This is a genomic window from Pseudomonas oryzihabitans, assembly GCF_007665395.1.
In the GTDB taxonomy this organism is placed as follows: Bacteria; Pseudomonadota; Gammaproteobacteria; order Pseudomonadales; family Pseudomonadaceae; genus Chryseomonas; species Chryseomonas psychrotolerans_C.
The window spans coordinates 444,593-459,550 of record NZ_VDND01000001.1 but is presented as its reverse complement, the minus strand read 5'-3'; the positions used below and the strand labels follow the sequence as shown (position 1 = coordinate 459,550).

The following is a 14,958-nucleotide window of genomic DNA, read 5'->3' as shown; positions in this document are numbered from 1 at the left end:
CAAGTTGCGGGCACTCATGGGAACCCCACGGCTTCCGAGGCTCTAAGCAAGGCCTGTCCTCCTTGTTCGGAATCGCGAAAGCCAATGAAAAGTGCTCGGCTGGAAAACAAGACGTTCCTGATCCTGCTGGTGGTGGTCTCGCTGGCCTTCGTCTGGATCCTCACGCCCTTCCTAGGCGCGGTGTTCTGGGGCGCCATCCTCGCCATCCTGTTCGCGCCGCTGCAGCGCTGGTTCGTCCGGCGCTTCAATGGCCGCCGCACCGTCGGCGCGCTCTGCACGCTGTTCGTGATCCTGCTCATCGTCATCCTGCCCGTGGTGTTCATCGCCATTTCCCTGGTCCAGGAAGGCTCGCTGCTCTATCAGCAGATCAGTAGCGGCCAGCTGAATTTCGGCCAGTACTACCAGCAGGTCTGGGGCGCGTTGCCGGATTCGGTGCGCAATGTCCTGGAGCGCTTCGGTGCCGGTGACCTGGAAGGCATCCGCCAGAAACTGTCCGCCGGCGCCATGCAGGGGAGCCAATGGGTCGCGACCCAGGCCTTCAGCTTCGGCCAGGGCACCTTCCAGTTCCTCATCGGCTTCGGCGTGATGCTCTACCTGCTGTTCTTCCTGCTGCGCGACGGTTCGCAGCTGGTGGCGCTGATTCGCAAGGCCATCCCGCTGAGCGACATGCACAAGCGCAGCCTGATGGCCAAGTTCACCGCGGTGGTGCGCGCCACGGTCAAGGGCAACATCATCGTCGCCGTGGTGCAGGGCGCCCTGGGCGGCTTCATCCTCGGCGTGCTGGGCGTCCAGGGGGCGGTGCTCTGGGGTACCCTGATGGCCTTCCTGTCGCTGCTGCCCGCGGTCGGCTCGGCGCTGATCTGGGTGCCGGTGGCCATCTACTTCCTCGCTACCGGGTCGGTGATCAAGGGGGTGATCCTGATCGTCTTCGCCGTGGTGGTGATCGGCCTGGTGGACAACCTGCTGCGTCCCATCCTGGTCGGCAAGGACACCAAGATGCCCGACTACGTGGTGCTGATCTCCACCATCGGCGGCATGTCGCTGTTCGGCCTGAACGGCTTCGTCATCGGCCCGCTGATCGCCGCGCTGTTCATGTCCACCTGGGACTTGTTCAGCCACCGCGACGACATCTAAAAAACCTGCTTACGATCTGCTGCGCGTCGGCCAAACCGCGTTGAAATCGCCTTGTTTGGCTCTAGCTCGCGAAATCGTAAGCAGGTTTTTGCACTTGGGGTAGGGTGCTTAGCCCTGGTCGGGCTCCGACGGATAGCGGGTCGCGATCAGGCTTTCCTTGACCTTGCGCAGGTGCGGCTGGAAGTCCACGCCGCGCTTGAGCGTCACCCCGGTGGCCAGGATGTCCAGCACGGTCAGCTGGATGATCCGCGAGGTCATGGGCATGTAGATGTCGGTGTCTTCCGGCAGCGGGATGTCCAGGCTCAGGGTGCAGACCTTGGCCAGCGGGGTGTTGCTGGCGGTGAGGCCGAGCACCGAGGCGCCGTTGTCTCGCGCCAGCTTGGCCACGTCCACCAGTTCACGGGTGCGCCCGGTATAGGAAATGATCACGAACAGCTCGCCGGTCTGGGCAATGGAGGCGAGCATCCGCTGCATCAGCACGTCCGAGTGCGCCGAGACCGCCATGTTGAAGCGGAAGAACTTGTGCTGGGCGTCCAAGGCCACTGGCGCCGAAGCGCCCAGGCCGAAGAAATGGATCTGCCGTGCCTGGATCAGCAGGTCGACCGCGCGATCCACCACCTTGGCGTCCAGGCGCTGGCGGGCGCTGTCCAGGGAGGCGATGGTACTGCTGAAGATCTTTTCCGCGTAGGCCTCGGGTTCATCGTTGGCCGCCACCGCCTGGCTGACGTAGACCGCGCCGCTGGCGATGCTTTGCGCCAGCTGGATCTTCATCTCCGGATAGCCGCTCACGCCGAGGGAGCGGCAGAAGCGATTGACCGTGGGCTCGCTGACCTGCGCCGCCTGGGCGAGGGCGGCGATGGTGTAGCGGGTGGCCTGCCGAGGGTTCTGCAGGATGACCTCGGCGACCTTGCGTTCCGCGCGGTTGAGTTCGCCGATACGGGTCTGGATGGTTTGCAGCAGGGTGCTGGCACGATCCATGAGAACTCCTAGTGGTTGTTGTGCCTCTATCCTAGGGCTATAAAAGGGTTGGCCCAGGCTGACCCTGGACCGTATTTTTTAATATAAAGACTACGCGAATCGCCCCGGCTCCCCTATCATGGTGCCGGAATATCTCAAACTTTAAGTAAAAGAACGAATATTTATGGCTGGCGTCCGAGTTCTACCCTGTACCCTGGCAATCTTCGGCGCGTTGGGCGATCTGGCCCTGCGCAAACTTTTCCCTGCCCTGTACCAGCTGGATCGCGAAGGTCTGCTGCACGAGGATACCCGCATCATGGCGCTGGCGCGTGACCAGGGCGATGGGGTCAAGCAGCTCGAGCACATCGAGGAGCGGTTGCGCCACTATGTGCCCAAGGCCGATTGGGACGAAGCGGTGTGGAGCCGGATGCGCGCGCGCCTGGGCTATCGCGCCATCGATTTTCGTAACCGCGAAGACTATACGGGACTTGCCGAGGATGTGGGTGAAACCGCTCCGCTGATCGCTTATTTCGCCACCCCGGCGCTGGTCTACAGCGCCATCTGCGAGAACCTCGCCGCCGTGGGTCTCTGCGAGCGGACCCGGGTGGTGATGGAAAAGCCCATCGGCTACGACCTGGAATCCTCCAAGGTGGTCAATGACGCCGTGGCGCGCTTCTTCCCGGAAGACCGCGTCTATCGCATCGACCACTACCTGGGCAAGGAAACCGTCCAGAACCTCATCGCCCTACGTTTCGCCAACAGCCTGTTCGAGACGCAATGGAACCAGAACTACATCTCCCACGTGGAGATCACCGTGGCCGAGAAGGTCGGCATCGAAGGCCGCTGGGGCTACTTCGACCAGGCCGGCCAGCTGCGTGACATGGTGCAGAACCACCTGCTGCAGCTGCTCTGCCTGACCGCCATGGATCCGCCGGCGGATCTGTCGGCCGACAGCATCCGTGACGAGAAGGTCAAGGTGCTCAAGGCGCTGGAGCCGATCACCGCCGACCAGTTGGCCAGCCGCGTGGTGCTGGGGCAGTACACCTCGGGCTACAGCGACGGCAAGCCGGTGCCGGGGTATCTCGAAGAACCCAACTCCAACACCGAAAGCCGCACCGAGACCTTCGTCGCCATTCGCGCGGACATCCGCAACTGGCGCTGGTCCGGGGTGCCTTTCTATCTGCGTACCGGCAAGCGCATGCCGCAGAAGCTGTCGCAGATCGTCATCCACTTCAAGGAACCGCCGCACTACATCTTCGCGCCCGAGCAGCGCAGCCTGATCAGCAACCGCCTGATCATCCGCATCCAGCCGGACGAAGGGATCTCGCTGCAGGTGATGAGCAAGGACCAGGGCCTGCGCAAGGGCATGCAGCTGCGCAGCGGGCCGTTGCAGCTGAACTTCTCGGAAACCTTCAAGCACCTGCGGACGCCGGATGCCTACGAGCGGCTGCTGCTGGAAGTCATGCAGGGCAATCAGTCGCTGTTCGTCCGCAAGGACGAGATCGAGGCGGCCTGGAAATGGTGCGACCAGCTGATGGATGGCTGGTCGAAGATGGGCGATTCGCCCAAGTCCTATGCGGCGGGCAGCTGGGGTCCCCTGACCTCCATCGCCCTGATCGCACGCGACGGGAGATCCTGGTATGGCGACGTCTGATCTGGGGCAGGGCGTGACCCTGCGCGAACTGGCTGACCGCGAGACCCACGCCGCGGTCCTGGCCGAGGCGGTCAGCACCGGCCTGCGCAAAGCCCTGGCGGCGCGCGGGGAAGCTCTGCTGATCGTATCCGGCGGGCGCAGTCCGGTGCCCTTCCTGGAGCGCCTGGCCCAGGCCGAGCTGGAGTGGAGCAAGGTCTTGGTCACCCTGGCGGACGAGCGCTGGGTGCCCGCCGACGATCCGGACAGCAATGCCGGCCTGCTGCGCAAGCATCTGCTGCAGGGGCCCGCCGCCGCCGCGGGGTTCGTCGACCTCTACAGCCCGGCGAACTCGGTGGAAGAGGGCATGGCCCTGACCGAGGCCCGCGTGCGCGCTGCCCTGGGGACGCCCGATGTGCTGGTACTGGGCATGGGCGACGACGCCCATACCGCCTCGCTGTTTCCCGGCAGTCCCGGCCTGGAAGAGGCCCTGGACCCGGCCAGCGAGCGACTGACTTTCCCTGGCATCGCGCCATCCGCGCCCCAGACCCGTATCACCCTGAGTCGCGCCTACCTGAGTCGGGCACGGCAGCAGATCCTCGCCATCCAGGGCGTGGGCAAGCGACAGGTGCTGGAAACCGCTCTGGCCGAGGGCGACGAGCTGGCCACTCCGATCAAGGCGTTCCTCCGCGAACCCCTGGTCGTCTATTGGTGCCCCTGACGAGGAGTTGAGTTGTGGACATGCAGAACAAGATCGCGACCCTAGATGCCCTGTGCGCCCGCGCGCGGATCCTGCCGGTGATCGTGATCAACGACCCGGCCGACGTGCTGCCGTTCGCCGACGCCATGGCGGCCGGTGGTCTCACCGCATTGGAGATCACCCTGAGATCGGCCCATGGCCTGGAGGCGGTACGCCTGCTGCGCCGGGAGCGGCCGAATCTGGACGTCGGGGTCGGTACGGTGCTCGACGTGCGGATGTTCGATGCGGCGGTCGAGGCTGGCGCCCAGTTCATCGTCACCCCCGGTACCACCGAGGAAATCCTCCAGGCTGGCGTGTCCGCGCCCATTCCGCTGCTGCCGGGGATCGCCACACCCTCGGAAATCATGCAGGCCTACCGCCTCGGCTATCGCCGCTTCAAGCTGTTCCCGGCCAATGTCTATGGCGGCGTGGATGCGCTGAAGGCCTTCGCCGGTCCCTTCGCCGAGCTCAAGTTCTGCCCCACGGGCGGGGTCAATCCGGGCAACGTGAAGCAGTACTTCCAGCAGCCCAACCTGCTGTGCGTGGGCGGCAGCTGGATGCTGCCCGGCGACGTGGTGAAGGCCAAGGACTGGAGCCGCGTCGAGCAGCTGAGTCGCGAGGCCCTGGCCACGCTCGACTAGCGCTGCGGCCATCCGTCACCCGCCAGGCGAGCTAGGCTGGCGCGAGCAGGGGCGCTATCATGCGCCCCTGCCTTTTTCCTGGCGCCCATTCCGCGGCGCCGTTGTCGTCCACTACACCGGGAGGTGCCTGATGACCCTCGACAAGAATCCCCAGAACGAATCCCTCGACGAAACCACCCCCGCGCCGGCCGGCGAAAAGCTGCAGAAGGTGCTCTCGCGCCTCGGCGTCGGTTCGCGTCGCGACGTCGAAGCCTGGATCGGCGAAGGCCGCATCAAGGTCAATGGCGTGGTCGCCACCCTCGGTCTGCGGGTGATGCCCAAGGATGCCATCGCGGTGGACGGGCGCCTGCTCAAGCGCGACCAGGCCGAGGAAGTGGTTCGCCGGGTACTGATCTACAACAAGCCCGAGGGCGAGATCTGTACCCGTGACGACCCCGAAGGTCGACCCACCGTCTTCGATCGCCTGCCCAAGCCCAAGCAGGGGCGCTGGATCAACGTCGGTCGCCTGGACATCAACACCACCGGCCTGCTGCTGTTCACCACCGATGGCGAGCTGGCCAACCGCCTGATGCATCCGTCCTACCAGATGGACCGCGAGTACGCGGTGCGGGTACGCGGCGAGGTGACCGAAGAGATGCTGCTGCGGCTGAAGAACGGCGTCATCCTCGACGACGGTCCGGCGCGCTTCACCGATGTCCAGCAGGCGCCGGAAGGCGATGGCTTCAACCACTGGTTCCATTGCGTGGTGATGGAGGGTCGCAACCGCGAGGTACGTCGCCTGTGGGAATCGCAGGGGCTGGTGGTGAGCCGCCTCAAGCGGGTGCGCTTCGGGCCGGTATTCATGACCAGCGATCTGCCGGCGGGTCGCTGGCGCGAAATGAATCAGGCGGAGATAGATATCCTCGCCGCCGAGGTCGGCCTGCCGTCGGTGGCCCTGCCGGCGATGGGTGCCAAGACCAAGGACAAGCTCGAGCGGCAACAGCGCAAGACCTCGCGGCCAACCGATGCCGGCCGTGGATCGCGCGGCAAGGCGAACAAGGTCAGCAAGCCCCAGGGGTCGGCGGTGGCCGAGCGGCCGAGCGACGTCGGGCGCAAGCCGGTCAGCAAGGGGCGCACGGCGCCGGGTATCGCACCCCGCCGGGGGCCGAGTGGTGGTGGCACCGGCAAGGGTGGTCGCCGCTAAGAGGTGAGGTCGCCTGCCAGCAGGCGACCTTCAGGTCAGGCTGCAGAGGCGATTACGTCCGCCGGCCTTGGCCTGGTAGAGCGCACGGTCCGCGCGTAGCAACAGGCAGCGCGGTGACTCCACGTCGCGCAGGGTCGCCAGGCCGATGCTCAGGGTGACCGGCAAGGGGATGGCACCATCGCCGCTGGCCTGGGCTTCGACCGCCGTCCTCAAGCGCTCGGCCACGACGTGCGCCGCCGCATGGGCCGTGGCCGACAGCAGCACGCAGAATTCCTCGCCGCCAAAGCGGAATACCATGTCCATGCTTCTCAGGCAGTTGCCGATGGTGCTGGCGGTCTGGCGCAGCACGTCGTCGCCGACGCTGTGGCCGAAGCGGTCGTTGATCCGCTTGAAGTGGTCGAGATCCAGCATCAACAGCGACAGCGGCTGCTGGGTACGGCGGGCCAGTTCCAGTTCACGGACCAGGGCGCGGTCCAGGGCATTGCGATTACCCACCCCCGTCAGGGCATCGCGCAGGGCGTTGTTCAGCGCCTCGCGATAGAGCAGGGCGTTGCGCAGCGGGAACATCAGGCTGCCAAGCAGATACTCCAGTGCCGCGAGCTCGCTGTCCTGGAAGCGCTCGGCACGGTGGAAGGTCAGGTCGCCCAGGCGGATGTCGCCGTGGCTCAGGTGGTAGTGCACCTGGTGTTCCCCGTCTTCGCCCAGGCTGATGGCGACGTCTTCGCGCCCATTGCGGTAGGCGAGCCCGGGCAGCTCCACCAGCGCGCTCGTTTCCTGGCGGAAGAGCTGCAGCACCCGCTCCAGGTCGAGAGAGGTTTGCAGCACGGTGGTCAGACGCTGGCGCAGGGCGCCGAGGACCTCGGGATCGCTTTCCCGGGTGAGGGCAGCCTGGCTGGCGTTGCGCTGCTGGCGGGCGCGATCGAGATTGATGGTGTTGGATGAGGGCGGGACCATGCCTGTTCTCCTTGGCGGATAGTCCCGCTACAGCGAGAAACGTGCCAGCCCCGCTGGTGTATAAAAATCAATGATTTAGGCTTCAGATGGCCATTAGCCGCCAGACACTTGACGTCTGGCGGCCGAGCAGACCCCGCTTTTGGCCTGCCCGTGACGCTTTTCCGGCGCTTGCCTCAGACCTTGAGGACCAGCTTGCCGAAGTTTTCGCCGGAGAACAGCTTCAACAGGGTCTGCGGGAAGGTGTCCAGCCCCTCCACCACGTGCTCGCGGGATTTGAGCTGGCCGTCCGCCAGCCAGATCGCCAGCTGCTGTTGGGCCTCGGCGTAGTGGGCGACGTGGTCCAGCACGATGAAACCTTCCATGCGCGCCCGGTTGCTGAGCAGCGCCAGGTAATTCTGCGGACCCTGCACCTTGTCGCTGTTGTACTGGCTGATGGCGCCGCAGAGCACCACCCGGGCGCGGAAGTTGATCTGCGCGAGGACGGCGTCCAGGGTCGGCCCGCCGACGTTGTCAAAGTAGACGTCGATGCCATTGGGGCATTCGCGGGCGAGTGCGGCAGCCAGGTCCGGCTCGGCCTTGTAGTCGATGGCGGCATCGAAGCCGAGTTCTTCGATCAGGTAGCGGCATTTCTCCGCGCCACCGGCGATACCGACCACGTGGCAGGCCTTGAGCTTGCCGATCTGGCCGACCATGCTGCCGACCGCCCCGGCGGCACCGGAAACCACCAGGGTCTCGCCGGCCTTGGGCTCGCCCACGTCCAGCAAGCCGAAGTAGGCGGTCAGGCCGGTCATGCCCAGTACCGAGAGGTATTGCGGCAGGCTGGCCTTGCTCGGATCCACCCGGTAGAAGCCCTGGGGCTCGCCCAGGTAATAGTCCTGAATGCCGAGCATGCCGTTGACGGTGTCGCCGGCCTTGAAGTCGGGGTGGTTGGACGCCACCACCTCGCCCACGCCCAGGGCGCGGATGACCTCGCCAATGCCGATGGGCTTGATGTAGGACTTGCCCTCGTTCATCCAGCCGCGCATGGCCGGATCGAGGGACAGGAAGAGGTTCTTGATCAGCACCTGGCCGGCGCCGGGTTCGCCGACCGGCTGCTCGACCCGCTCGAAGGTGTCGGCAGTGGGTTCGCCGGACGGGCGTTTGGCGAGCAGGAACTGGCGATTGGTACGGGACATGGTGTTCTCCTGACGGGAAGGATCCAGTTCCGACCGGTCAAGAGCGGCCAGGTTTCCTAACGGCGGCGTGCGGTGAGTAGCAGACTGGCCAATAGCCCGGCCACCAGCCCCCAGAACGCCGAGCCGATCCCGGCCAGGGTCAGCCCCGAGGCGGTGACCAAAAAGGTGATCAAGGCCGGCTCCCGCTGGCTGGGTTCGGCCAGGGCGCCATGCAAGCCATTCATGATCGAACCCAGCAGGGCCAGGGCGGCGACCGAGATCACCAGCTCGCTGGGCAGGGAGGCGAAGAGCGCCGCCAGGGTCGCGCCGAACAACCCGGCGATCCCGTAGAACAGCCCGCACCAGACCGCCGCGGTGTAGCGCTTGCTGGCGTCCTCATGCGCCTGGGGTCCGGTGCAGATCGCCGCGCTGATGGCGGCGAGGTTGATGCCATGGGCGCCGAAGGGGGCCAGCAGCAGCGAGGCGATGCCGGTCGTGGCGATCAGCGGGGAGGCGGGTACCGCATAGCCGTCGGTACGCAGCACGGCGATGCCGGGCATGTTCTGCGACGCCATGGCCACCACGAACAGCGGAATGGCGATGCCGATGGTGGCGGCCAGGGAGAAGGTCGGTGTGGTCCAGACCGGCACGGCCAGCTCCAGGCGCAGGGTCTGGAAGTCCAGCAGGCCCAGTGCGGCCGCCAGCACCAGCCCCGCGAGCAGGGCGATGAGCACGCAATAGCGCGGGAGCAGGCGCTTGGCCAGCAGGTAGGCCAGCGCCATGCCGAGGACCAGGGCGGTCCGGTGCTGGGCCGCCGTGCAGATCTCGATGCCGATGCGGAACAGGATGCCGGCCAGCAGCGCCGCGGCCAGGGCCGGCGGCACCCGGCGCAGCAGCCGGTCGACGCTGCCGGTGAGGCCGCAGAGGGCCAGCAGGGCCGCGCAGATGACGAAGGCGCCGATGGCATCGCTGTAGGGCACCGACGGCAGGCTGGTGACCAGCAGGGCGGCGCCCGGGGTCGACCATGCGATGACGATGGGCGTGCGGTACTTGAGCGAGAGGCCTATGGTGGTCGCGGCCATGCCGATGGACAGCGCCCAGATCCAGGAGGAGATCTGCCCGGGGCTCAGGCCGGCGTTCTGGCCGGCCTGGAACATCAGCACCAGGGAGCTGGTATAGCCCACCAGCATGGCGACGAAGCCGGCCACCACGGCGGCAGGGGAGCTATCGGCCAGCGGCGTCAGCCGTTGTGGGGCAGCGTGCATCGGAAACCTCAGTGATGGCCGAACAGGATGGGGTAGAGCGACACGACCAGCAGCAGCGCCATGCCCCAGTTGAACAGGCGCAGCCGCGCCGGGCTGCTCAGCAGGCGCCGCAGGCCCATGCCGAACAGGGTCCAGAGGCTGACGCTGGGCAGGTTGATCAGGGCGAAGAGCAGCGCCACCAGCAGCAGGTTGCCGGTGAAGTTCTCGGCCGGAATATAGGCGGTCACCGCGCCGAGCGCCATCACCCAGGCCTTGGGATTGACCCACTGGAAGGCCGCGGCCTGGAAGAAACCGAATGGCTTGCCGCTGCCGGTTTCCCGCGGCGTTGGGGCCGCGGCGGTGGCGAGTTTCCAGGCCAGGTAGAGCAGGTAGGCGCCACCGATCACCCGCAGGACGATCTGCAGGGGCGGGTAGAGCACGAACAACTGGCCCAGGCCGAGACCGGTGCAGATGACCAGCAGCATATGGCCGAGACTGATGCCGAACATGTGCGGCAGGGTGCGCCGGAAGCCGAAGTTCACGCCCGAGGCCAACAGCATCATGTTGTTGGGGCCGGGTGTGGCGGAGGAAACGAAGGCGAAGAGCATGAAGGCGGTGAGCAGTTCGACGGTCATGAAGGCTTTCCCTGGGTTTTGCGCCAGCTTAGCCAGCCGCCGAAAGCCGGTATCCGTACACCGAGGGCATGAACGACCAATACAGTTCACCGAACCAACGGATGACCTTTCAACTGTCCTGGCCGCTGGTTTCGCTGTCCTGGCGCCCGGCCAAGGCCTGATTGAAGGCCAGCCAACCCGCCGCCGCCTCGGGACCGACGGCGGCCAGGGCGGCCTGCACCAGGCGCATCTGTTCCCGCCGCAAGGTCTGCTCCAGCGCCAGCCCGCCGCGCGTCAAGGACAGCCGGCGTTTGCGCTTGTCCAGGGCGTCCGTCTCCATGGCCACCAGCTGCATCTCCTGCAGCTGGCGCAGCGGGATGTTCAGCGCCTGCTTGGTGACATTGAGCACCTCCAGCAGGGACTTGTTGCTCAGTCCCGGCTCCCGGGCGATGAAGAACAGGATGCGCTGGTGCACCCGGCTCAGCCCGCGCCGGGCCAGCATGTCGTCGGCCTTGGCGGTGAATGCCTGGTAGCCGAAGAAGAAGGTCTCCATGACCAGGCGTTGCTGGGCAGTCTGATTTAGGTCAAGCATATTGACTTGTATTCCACGGGTGGATTAGGGTCGGTCAAGTAGTTTGACTCATTACCTGGCCACGGGCCACAGGAGGGCAGATGGCATTTTCCGAACGGGTGACCCGACTCAAGAGCAGCCTGATCCGCGACATCCTGGCGGCGGCGCAGCGTCCGGAGGTGATGTCCTTCGCCGGCGGCCTGCCCGCCGAGCGCTGCCTGCCCGAGGTGGACTGGAGCGGGATGCCGGCAGGCTTGGGCCAGTACGGCATGAGCGAGGGCGAGCCGGCGTTGCGCGAGGCCATCGCCGCCCAGGCTCGTCGCTACGGTCTCGACTGCACCGCCGAGCAGGTGCTGGTCACCACCGGGTCGCAGCAGGCGCTGGACCTGGTCGCCAAGCTGTATCTCGACGTGGGCACCCCGGCGCTGGTGGAAGGGCCCACCTATCTGGCCGCCCTGCAGAGCTTCCAGTTCTTCGGCGCCGACTGCCTGAGCGTCGGGCTGACGCCGGAAGGCCTGGATCTGGACGAGCTGCGCCGGTGCCTGGAGCAGCGCCGCCCGGCCTTCGCCTACTTGATCCCGACCTTCCAGAATCCGTCCGGGGTGCGCTATTCGGCGGCCAATCGCGCCGCCGTGGCCGCCTTGCTGGACGAATTCGGCGTGACCCTGGTCGAGGACGAGCCCTACCGCGAACTCAACTATGAAGGGGCCCCGGCACTGCCGCTGTGCGCCCAGCTGCAACGCAGCGCCTGGATCCACACCGGTACTCTGTCCAAGACGCTCTTGCCCGGCCTGCGGGTGGGTTATCTGATCGCCTCGCCAGAGCTGCTCAAGCCGTTGCGGGCGCTGAAGCAGGCCGCCGATCTGCACACCTGCCGCATCAGCCAGTGGCAGGTGTTGCAGTGGCTGGGATCGGCACGCTATGACAGCCACCTGGCGGAGGTACGGGCCTTCTACCGGGAGCGCCGCGATGGCTTCGCGCTGGCCTTGAGTCGCCACTTCGGCGATCTCGCCGACTGGCAGGTGCCCCAGGGCGGCCTGTTCTTCTGGTTGCGCCTGAAGATTCCGCTGGATACCCGCACCCTGCTGGACGCGGCCCTGGCCCAGGACGTCGCCTTCATGCCGGGCGAGCCGTTCTTCGCCGAACCCGATGGCCACCACGGGCTGCTGCGACTCAACTTCAGTCATGTGCAGCCCGAGCGTCTCGATACGGGTTTGGCACGTCTGGCGGGCGTTATCCGCAGCGCAACCTCCACGCAGAAGGAGTTCTAGGATGTATCAGGTCTACGGCGATCGCCGTTCCGGCAACTGCTACAAGGTCGTGCTGATGCTGCACCTGCTGGGTGTGGACTATCGCTGGCACGACGTCGACATCCTCGCCGGGGAGACCCAGAGCCCGGCGCTCCTGGCGAAGAATCCGAACGGCAAGATCCCGGTGCTGGAACTGGAGGATGGCACCTGTCTCTGGGAGTCGAACGCCATCCTCAATTTCCTGGCGGAGGGAACGAGGTTCCTGCCCAGCGAGCCGCGTCTACGCACCCAGGTGCTCCAGTGGCAGTTCTTCGAGCAATACAGCCATGAGCCCTATGTCGCGGTGGCGCGCTTCATCCAGCTCTACCAGGGAATGCCCGCGGAGCGCCTGGCGGAGTACCAGGCCTGCCAGGTGCGCGGCTACAAGGCCCTGCGGGTGATGGAACAGCAGCTGCAGCGCACGCCGTTCCTGGTGGGAGACAGTTACTCCATCGCCGACATCGCGCTTTACGCCTATACCCACGTGGCCCACGAAGGCGGCTTCGATCTCGATGGTTTCCCGGCGATCCGCCGCTGGCTGGGGCACGTCGCGGCGCAACCAGGCCATGTCGCCATCGGCTGAAAGGGCGCATGGGGAGCCAGGCTCCCCATGCGCCCCTGGGTGGGCTAGCGGGCGCTGACCACGAACTGCCAGTACTGGTTGAGGCGTCGCTCCCCACCGTTGGCCGTCAGCAGCACCGAGGACGGCGGTCTGGACTGCAGCTCGGGCAGCGACTTCATCAGCGTCAACCAGTTGCTGTAGTAGGTCTGCAGGCAGCGCCGGGCAGTGCCGTTGTTCTGCAGCGAGGTGAGGGCTTTCTGGTAGGTCGGCTCGATCTGCGACAACGCCAGGCTCACGCAGCTGTCGGTGTCGGAGAAACGCGCCGTGTCACCGATGCGCGTACCGGCGATCACCGCCTTGTTCGCGCAGCTCTTGAAGGCGGTCATGCTGGCCTGCTCGAATTGCAGGGCATCCTGGTCCATGGCGAAGGCGGAACTGCTGCCAGCGACGGCTGCAGCTAGGGCGAGGGCGTAAGCGTGGCGTTTCATGGTGGCGTCCCTGACTACGTCGGTACAACGTGATGGCATCAATGCACAGCGGCAGACTGCGCCTTTTGGCAAATGTTCAGCGTCCGAGGCGGCAAAGCGCCATCAGGTGAACTCCACCAGACCAACGGTCGTAAGACCTATGAAGAGTGCGGTCAGGGCGACCATGGCGAAGGCCAGCAGATAATCTTCCATCAGGGTTTTCCCTACTACGATGACGGCAGTAGGACCGATGGCCATTGGCCAGGTTCTTCAGGGGAGGAGAATTAATTCCTCTTGCCGACGGAAGGTCGGAAGCAGGTAAAAGAACGCCGCCCGGGCGGGCGGCGTGGCGGGAGATCACTCTTCCAGGCGGTTCTTGTCGAGTTGCTTGGCGAGGCCCGAGCCCAGATCGGCACCGGTGACGGGCGCCGCCGTGGGATCGGACATCGTCCGGGTCGCTAGTTGCTCCACGGCCTTGGCCTGCACCGATGGCAGCTTGACGCTCGGCAGGCTGTCGCCACCGTCCACCGCAGGGCCGGGCTGGTCGACGTATTCCCAATCCTGACCCTGGTTCCAGGGACCGCGGGCATCGCCTTCGCCTTGCGACAGGTTGTAGTAGACGCTGGCGAATTCCGGGCGGGGCGGCACCTTGCCTTGCGGGAAGTTGGGCTGGATGGAGTGCAGGGCGTTCTCGAAGGACTTCTGGTGAGCGATCTCGCGCGTCATCAGGAAGCTCAGGGTGTCCTGGATGCCGGGGTCATCGGTGACGTTGATCAGGCGCTCGTAGACGATCTTGGCGCGGGCTTCGGCGGCGATGTTGGATCTCAGGTCGATGGTGGGTTCGCCGATGGTGTCGATGTAGGCCGCGGTCCAGGGCACGCCCGCCGAGTTGACCAGCGCCGGACCCCCGCCATAGAGCACCTGGGTGACGTGGGAGTCGTTGCCGGCCCCGGTCAGGGAGCGGTACATGTCCGCCTCGGCCTGGGTCTTTTCCGCCAGGTCGCCCTTGGCACCCTTGTTCAGCATGGCGATCAGGGAACCGATGATCTCCAGGTGGCTGAGCTCCTCGGTGGCGATGTCGAACAGCATGTCCTTGCGGCCCGGGTCCAGCTCGGCTATCGCCTGGGTGAAGTAGCGCATGGCGGCGGCGAGCTCGCCTTGCGGGCCGCCGAATTGTTCCAGCATCAGGTTGGCGAGGCCGGGGTTGGGTTCGGACACGCGCACGGTGTATTGCAGTCGCTTGTTATGGACGAACATGTAACCTCCAGGGGCTAGTCACGGGTGGATCACGGTCAGTTCAGCGCTTCGCGGTCAGGTCAGGGTCGGCGGAGCGTTCCAGGAAGGCGCGGGTGGTGGCGGGCAGGTCGTCCAGCAACCAGGCCGCCATGGCCTTCTCTTGTTCGAGGATGCGTTCGCAGGCCTGCTGCGTTTCGCTGTCGCCGATTTCCGCGGCGGCAGCGATGATCACGGTGTAGGTGGCGATTTCGATGTTCTCGAAGACATAGCCGGCAATGGCGCCCTTGATGACTTCGTCGCTCATGGGTGCCCCGCCGATGGCCTGCCCCAGCGCCATCAGCTTGCCGCCCATGTCCTTGAGGGTGGAGGGGCTGCCACCAAGGCGGCTCAGGCAACCTTCGATCACCTGCCGCTGCTCCTGAGTTTCCTTGATGTGCTGCTCGATGCGCTGGCGCAACTGCGGATAGTGCTCCAGGCGGGCGGCCTGGGCGGACAGCATCTTTTCGGCCTGCTCTTCCATGGCGTGCGCATCGCGCAGCCAATCGATGAGGTTGTCTTGCTTGGAGGCTGTCATGGCGAAACT

16 protein-coding genes are annotated in these 14,958 nt (G+C 65.8%); 7 read left to right on the top strand and 9 right to left on the bottom strand.

Annotated features, from left to right (window positions below):
- The first annotated feature begins 84 nt into the window (after nucleotides 1–84).
- The gene (locus FSV73_RS02110) at nucleotides 85–1,134 is read left to right on the top strand and encodes an AI-2E family transporter (protein ID WP_145003154.1); all 1,050 of its coding nucleotides are present in this window, start codon (nucleotides 85–87) and stop codon (nucleotides 1,132–1,134) included.
- A gap of 108 nt (nucleotides 1,135–1,242) precedes the next feature.
- Here FSV73_RS02110 and FSV73_RS02105 read toward each other — a convergent pair whose 3' ends face one another.
- A complete protein-coding gene (locus FSV73_RS02105) occupies nucleotides 1,243–2,112 on the bottom strand; it encodes a MurR/RpiR family transcriptional regulator (RefSeq protein WP_145003151.1) in 870 nt (289 codons plus the stop codon).
- A 163-nt stretch (nucleotides 2,113–2,275) separates the two neighbouring features.
- On the opposite strand from FSV73_RS02105, the gene zwf reads away from it, so the two are divergent.
- The 4 genes from zwf to rluB all read left to right on the top strand — a co-directional run bounded on the left by zwf (nucleotide 2,276) and on the right by rluB (nucleotide 6,284).
- Nucleotides 2,276–3,745, top strand: coding sequence for a glucose-6-phosphate dehydrogenase (zwf, locus tag FSV73_RS02100; protein ID WP_145003148.1), 1,470 nt, complete (start codon nucleotides 2,276–2,278; stop codon nucleotides 3,743–3,745).
- A complete protein-coding gene (gene pgl / locus FSV73_RS02095; protein WP_145003145.1) occupies nucleotides 3,732–4,442 on the top strand; it encodes a 6-phosphogluconolactonase in 711 nt (236 codons plus the stop codon). The genes zwf and pgl overlap by 14 nt, the downstream gene beginning before the upstream one ends.
- Nucleotides 4,443–4,462: 20 nt before the next feature.
- Nucleotides 4,463–5,101, top strand: a complete 639-nt coding sequence (locus tag FSV73_RS02090) for a bifunctional 4-hydroxy-2-oxoglutarate aldolase/2-dehydro-3-deoxy-phosphogluconate aldolase (RefSeq protein WP_186309139.1) — start codon at nucleotides 4,463–4,465, stop codon at nucleotides 5,099–5,101.
- 130 nt (nucleotides 5,102–5,231) lie between these two features.
- Complete coding sequence (rluB, locus tag FSV73_RS02085) at nucleotides 5,232–6,284, top strand: 23S rRNA pseudouridine(2605) synthase RluB (RefSeq protein WP_145003138.1); 1,053 nt, start codon at nucleotides 5,232–5,234, stop codon at nucleotides 6,282–6,284.
- 30 nt (nucleotides 6,285–6,314) lie between these two features.
- Here the strand turns inward: rluB and FSV73_RS02080 are convergent, their stop codons facing one another.
- The 5 genes from FSV73_RS02080 to FSV73_RS02060 all read right to left on the bottom strand — a co-directional run bounded on the left by FSV73_RS02080 (nucleotide 6,315) and on the right by FSV73_RS02060 (nucleotide 10,842).
- Nucleotides 6,315–7,238: a GGDEF domain-containing protein gene (locus FSV73_RS02080; RefSeq protein WP_145003135.1), complete on the bottom strand. Its 924-nt coding sequence runs from the start codon at nucleotides 7,236–7,238 to the stop codon at nucleotides 6,315–6,317.
- A gap of 173 nt (nucleotides 7,239–7,411) precedes the next feature.
- Nucleotides 7,412–8,413, bottom strand: a complete 1,002-nt coding sequence (locus tag FSV73_RS02075; protein ID WP_145003132.1) for an NADP-dependent oxidoreductase — start codon at nucleotides 8,411–8,413, stop codon at nucleotides 7,412–7,414.
- A gap of 56 nt (nucleotides 8,414–8,469) precedes the next feature.
- Nucleotides 8,470–9,657, bottom strand: a complete 1,188-nt coding sequence (locus tag FSV73_RS02070) for a benzoate/H(+) symporter BenE family transporter (protein ID WP_145003129.1) — start codon at nucleotides 9,655–9,657, stop codon at nucleotides 8,470–8,472.
- A gap of 8 nt (nucleotides 9,658–9,665) precedes the next feature.
- Complete coding sequence (locus FSV73_RS02065; RefSeq protein WP_145003126.1) at nucleotides 9,666–10,271, bottom strand: LysE family translocator; 606 nt, start codon at nucleotides 10,269–10,271, stop codon at nucleotides 9,666–9,668.
- 109 nt (nucleotides 10,272–10,380) lie between these two features.
- Nucleotides 10,381–10,842 (bottom strand): MarR family winged helix-turn-helix transcriptional regulator, encoded by a 462-nt coding sequence (locus FSV73_RS02060; RefSeq protein ID WP_145003123.1) that lies wholly within the window; start codon nucleotides 10,840–10,842, stop codon nucleotides 10,381–10,383.
- Nucleotides 10,843–10,922: 80 nt separating this feature from the next.
- On the opposite strand from FSV73_RS02060, the gene FSV73_RS02055 reads away from it, so the two are divergent.
- Both FSV73_RS02055 and FSV73_RS02050 read left to right on the top strand, forming a co-directional pair.
- Nucleotides 10,923–12,092, top strand: a complete 1,170-nt coding sequence (locus FSV73_RS02055; protein ID WP_145003120.1) for a PLP-dependent aminotransferase family protein — start codon at nucleotides 10,923–10,925, stop codon at nucleotides 12,090–12,092.
- 1 nt (nucleotide 12,093) lies between these two features.
- Nucleotides 12,094–12,693: a glutathione S-transferase family protein gene (locus FSV73_RS02050; RefSeq protein ID WP_145003117.1), complete on the top strand. Its 600-nt coding sequence runs from the start codon at nucleotides 12,094–12,096 to the stop codon at nucleotides 12,691–12,693.
- Nucleotides 12,694–12,737: 44 nt separating this feature from the next.
- Here the strand turns inward: FSV73_RS02050 and FSV73_RS02045 are convergent, their stop codons facing one another.
- From FSV73_RS02045 to FSV73_RS02035, 3 genes are all read right to left on the bottom strand, one after another.
- A complete protein-coding gene (locus FSV73_RS02045; protein ID WP_260856009.1) occupies nucleotides 12,738–13,160 on the bottom strand; it encodes a hypothetical protein in 423 nt (140 codons plus the stop codon).
- A 336-nt stretch (nucleotides 13,161–13,496) separates the two neighbouring features.
- The gene (locus tag FSV73_RS02040; RefSeq protein WP_145003114.1) at nucleotides 13,497–14,396 is read right to left on the bottom strand and encodes a manganese catalase family protein; all 900 of its coding nucleotides are present in this window, start codon (nucleotides 14,394–14,396) and stop codon (nucleotides 13,497–13,499) included.
- A gap of 40 nt (nucleotides 14,397–14,436) precedes the next feature.
- Nucleotides 14,437–14,949 carry a ferritin-like domain-containing protein gene (locus tag FSV73_RS02035; RefSeq protein ID WP_145003111.1) on the bottom strand — a complete coding sequence of 171 codons (513 nt, stop codon included), beginning with the start codon at nucleotides 14,947–14,949 and terminating at the stop codon, nucleotides 14,437–14,439.
- Nucleotides 14,950–14,958 lie beyond the last annotated feature (9 nt).